Annotated in this window: 4 protein-coding genes; all 4 read left to right on the top strand. The window is 63.6% G+C overall.

Features of this window, described 5'->3' with window-relative positions; all coding sequences use genetic code 11:
* Window positions 1–61 precede the first annotated feature (61 nt).
* The gene (locus EN750_RS23165) at window positions 62–1,159 is read left to right on the top strand and encodes an ABC transporter permease (RefSeq protein ID WP_127397756.1); all 1,098 of its coding nucleotides are present in this window, start codon (window positions 62–64) and stop codon (window positions 1,157–1,159) included.
* 3 nt (window positions 1,160–1,162) lie between these two features.
* Window positions 1,163–2,098, top strand: coding sequence for an ABC transporter permease (locus EN750_RS23160; RefSeq protein ID WP_127267958.1), 936 nt, complete (start codon window positions 1,163–1,165; stop codon window positions 2,096–2,098).
* Window positions 2,099–2,145: 47 nt separating this feature from the next.
* The gene (locus tag EN750_RS23155; protein WP_127397755.1) at window positions 2,146–2,952 is read left to right on the top strand and encodes a 4-pyridoxolactonase; all 807 of its coding nucleotides are present in this window, start codon (window positions 2,146–2,148) and stop codon (window positions 2,950–2,952) included.
* 26 nt (window positions 2,953–2,978) lie between these two features.
* The coding region (locus tag EN750_RS23150) for an aminotransferase class V-fold PLP-dependent enzyme (protein WP_145967849.1) at window positions 2,979–3,780 on the top strand (802 nt) is incomplete at its 3' end.

Raw genomic sequence — 3,780 nt, 5'->3', positions numbered from 1 at the left:
CCGTCGAGAACGTAGACGACGCCCGCACCAAGGTCGGTCGCCTGATGATCGGACTTGCCGCATGAGCATCGACACCGCACCTACGGTCAGTGCTACCGCACTCGATGCCACGAGCGGGGCAACGACGCGCCGCGACATCGCGCATCGGTTGCTGATGACGCTCGGTCCGATCCTCATCGCTCTCGTCATAGCCGGCTGTATCCTGCTTGCGGTCGGCGTCGACCCGCTCGCCTACTACGGCTTCGTGCTGGAGAAAGGACTGTTCTCGCCGCTCGGCATCCAGCAGACGCTGACGCGCATGGCGCCGTTGCTGTTTCTTGCCGCCGGCCTGATCGTCGCCTTTCGCGCGGGCATGTGGAATCTCGGCGGTGACGGCCAGTTCCTGCTTGGCGCGGTGACGGCGGCTGCCAGCGCTCCCGTGTTCGTTCAGATTATGCCAGCCTGGCTGGCGCTGGTCTGCTCGTTCCTCATCGCCATGGTGGTGGCTATGATCTGGTCGCTGGTGCCGGCCCTGCTGCGTGCCTATCAGGGCGTCAACGAGATCATCACCACGCTGATGATGACGTTCCTCGGCACCTCGCTCGCCAATGTGCTGGTCAAGCTGGCGTTTCGCGACCCAAGCACGACTGTGCCGCAGACGCGCACGCTTCCGGTGGAAGACCGGTTGCCGCGCCTGTTCGAAACGACCATCACCAGTGGCCTGCTGCTTGGGCTGGCGGCGATCGTCATCGTGCATCTGGTGATGACGCGCACGGCGTTCGGGCTGAAGCTGAGGATCGTCGGCGCCAATCCACGCGCGGCGGTTCACTCGGGGCTCGGCGTCCCCGGCCTGACCGTCGCCGTCTTTGCCATTTCGGCCGGGCTGGCCGGGCTTGCCGGGGCCGTCGACATCATCGGCGTCCAGGGCAATGTCCGCGCCGACTGGAATCCCGCCTACGGGCTTGCGGTGATACCCGCCGTGTTTCTCGCCCGTATGAACGGCTTTGCGGCAATCGGCTTCGTGTTCCTGCTTTCGGTGCTTTCGATCGGCGGCGAGAGCGCGGCGCGCCGGCTTGGCGTGCCCAATCATTTCACGCTGGTGCTGGTTTCCATCGTGCTGATCGTGCTCGCGCTCGCCGAATATTTCGATCACCGATACAACCAGTCGCGGAGGGCCTAGGGCATGACCGGGCTGTTCAGCGAAGTCTTTCTCAGCGCGCTCCTGTTCGGCGCCGTCACCGCGGCGATCCCGCTGCTGCTTGCCGGGCTCGGCGAGCAGATCTCCGAGAAGGCGGGCGTGCTCAATATCGGCATCGAAGGCATGATGCTGGCCGGCGCCTATCTCGGCTTTGTCGGCGCTTTCTATTCCGGGTCGCTGTGGCTGGGCTTTCTCACCGGTGCCGCCGGGGGTGCTGCGGTGGCGCTTGTCATGGCGCTGCTTTGCGTGCGCATCGGGCTGAACCAGATCGTCATCGGCATCGCGCTGACCTTGGGGCTCGAGGGCCTGACGGCACTGCTCCACCATTTCCAGTTCTCACGCAGCTACCCGCGCCTGCCCGCGGCGGATGCTACCGTCATCCCGCTGCTTTCGGACATCCCGGTCATCGGGCCTGCATTCTTCAAGCATCATCTGATAGTCTATCTGGCGGTCGCGCTGGTTTTCGGCATGAGCTACCTCTATCGGCGCACGCAACTCGGCCTCAATTTGCAGGCGGCAGGCGACAAGCCGGCCGCGCTCGATGTCGCCGGCATCGATGTCGTGCGGACCCGCACCATCGCCGTGTTGACGACCGGAGCGCTGGCTGGGCTCGGCGGCGCCTATCTCGCCAATGTCGGGGCTGGGCTGTTCATTCCGTTCATCACCAATGGCGCGGGCTTTCTCGGCATCGTGCTGGCCATGCTGGCGCGCGGTCGCCCGATCTGGGTGCTGTTCGGTGCGTTGCTGTTCGGTGTCTGCCTGTCGCTGACGACGGCCATGCAGGTGGCCGGGATCAACATACCGACCGACATCATCCAGATGCTGCCGTTCTTGGCGGTGATGATCATGCTGGTGCTGTTCGGCCGGCGCGCGAGCCTGCCGGCGGCGCTCGGGATTCCATACGAGCGCGGCGCGCGCTGAGGACAATTCATGCGCGGACGGGACCCGCGCCAATAAAGGAGGCAAGAATGTCGGATACCAAGGTCTACCTGCTCGACGGCGGCTCGCTCGTTCTCGACGGCTATCATGTGTTCTGGAATCGCGGCCCTGGCGGCGAAGTGCGCTTCCCGGTCTATTCGATCCTGATCGAACATGCCGAGGGCCGGTTCCTCATCGACACCGGCTACGACTACGATCATGTGATGAAGGTGCTGCCATTCGAAAAGCCGATCCAGGAAAAGCACCAGACCATCCCCGGCGCCCTGGCGCTGCTCGGCCTTGAGCCGAAGGACATCGACGTCGTGGTCAACTCGCATTTCCACTTCGATCATTGCGGCGGCAACAAGTATTTTCCGCATGCCAAGAAGATCTGCCACCGGACCGAGGTGCCGCAGGCGTGCAATCCCCAGCCTTTCGAACATCTCGGCTATTCCGATCTGAGTTTTTCGGCGGAGGCTGCCGAAGCGCGTGGCGCGACCGGGCAATTGCTTGCGGGAACGACACGGGCGAACTCGACCTTTGAAGGCATCGACGGCGACGTCGAGCTTGCCCGGGGCGTCCGGCTGATCTCGACGCCCGGCCATTCGATCGGCCACTACAGCCTGCTGGTGGAGTTCCCCAAGCGCAAGCCGATCATGTTCACGATCGATGCGGCCTATACGCAGAAGAGCCTTGAAACGCTGTGCCAGGCGGCCTTTCACATCGACCCGGTGGCGGGCGTCAATTCGATGCGCAAGGTGAAGAAACTCGCCGAGGATTATGGCGCCGAGCTGATGTACTCGCACGACATGGACAACTTCAAGACCTACAGGACCGGCACGCAATTCTACGGCTGACCCCTGCCAATCCGGAGACCACGACGATGCGTTATCTCGAACATGCCGATCCGGTCATCACCCTGACCGCGGGGCCGGTGAACGCCTATGCCGAAGTGCTGCGCGGCCTCGGGCGCACGGTGCTCTACGACTACGACCCGGCGTTCCAGCTTTTCTACGAAGGTGTGGTCGACAAGGCGCAAAAGGCGATGCGGCTGTCGAACAAGCCGGTCATCCTGCATGGCGAGCCGGTGCTTGGCCTGGAAGCCGCCGCGGCCTCGCTGATCACGCCGGACGATGTCGTGCTCAACCTTGCCTCAGGCGTTTACGGCAAGGGGTTCGGCTATTGGGCGAAGCGTTATTCGCCACATCTGCTCGAGATCGAGGTGCCCTATAACGAGGCGATCGATCCGCAGGAGGTCGAGGCAATGCTGAAGGCGCATCCGGAGATCACCGTCGTTTCCGTCTGCCACCACGACACGCCGTCCGGCACCATCAATCCGATCGACGCCATCGGTGCGCTGGTTTCGGCGCATGGCGGCTATCTCATCGTCGATGCCGTCTCGTCCTTTGGCGGCATGAAGACGCATCCCGAGGACTGCAAGGCCGATATCTATGTCACCGGCCCGAACAAATGCCTGGGCGCGCCTCCCGGCCTCACGATGATGGGTGTCAGCGAGCGGGCCTGGGCCAAGATGAAGGCCAATCCCCTGGCGCCGCGCGCGTCGATGCTCAGCATCGTCGACTGGGAGCATGCGTGGTCGCGGGACAAGCCGTTTCCATTCACGCCATCGGTCTCGGAGATCAACGGGCTCGATGTCGCGCTCGACCTCTATCTCAATGAGGGAC

This window comes from Mesorhizobium sp. M7A.F.Ca.ET.027.03.2.1 (assembly GCF_003999175.1).
Lineage (GTDB): Bacteria > Pseudomonadota > Alphaproteobacteria > Rhizobiales > Rhizobiaceae > Mesorhizobium.
This window is presented reverse-complemented; position numbering and strand designations above follow the sequence as displayed.

What these genes read in the sequence shown, in the direction of transcription:
- EN750_RS23165 (WP_127397756.1), top strand. Translation starts at nt 62, where the DNA reads ATGAGCATCGACACCGCACCTACGGTCAGTGCTACCGCACTCGATGCC.
- EN750_RS23160 (WP_127267958.1), top strand. Translation starts at nt 1,163, where the DNA reads ATGACCGGGCTGTTCAGCGAAGTCTTTCTCAGCGCGCTCCTGTTCGGC.
- EN750_RS23155 (WP_127397755.1), top strand. Translation starts at nt 2,146, where the DNA reads ATGTCGGATACCAAGGTCTACCTGCTCGACGGCGGCTCGCTCGTTCTC.